The 362-nt window shown below is 77.6% G+C and carries 1 pseudogene; it reads left to right on the forward strand.

Annotation, left to right across the window (positions count from 1 at the left end):
* Positions 1-362: pseudogene (locus G3I40_RS03035) on the forward strand (serine protease); the annotation flags it as partial.

Below are 362 nucleotides of genomic sequence, written 5' to 3' on the forward strand. Positions count from 1 at the left end.
CCTGGTCGACGTGCGGCGCAGCGGCGCGGGCGACGACCAGGCGCTGGTGGAGGTGTCCGCGTACAGCGAGGGCCGCCGCCATCCGGTCGCCGCGCGCACGGTGCCCGGCTCGCAGGTGGCCGCGTACGTCCGCGAGGTGATCGACGACGCGCTGGCCCATCTCCCGCCGGGCACCGATGACTTGGTGGCCTTCACGCTCCCGCCGGACTGGCTGAACTGGCCGGTGGACCGGTGGCCCGCGGGTCCCGACGACCCGACGCCGCTCGGCTGCGCCTACCCGGTGGTGGTCACGCACCCCACGCGCCGCCAGGTCGGCCAGCGCCGCCGCCTCGCGCAGCGCTGGCAGGAGGGCGCGGACCGGC

Origin of the sequence: Streptomyces sp. SID14478 (assembly GCF_010548525.1) — a bacterium.
Lineage (GTDB): Bacteria > Actinomycetota > Actinomycetes > Streptomycetales > Streptomycetaceae > Streptomyces.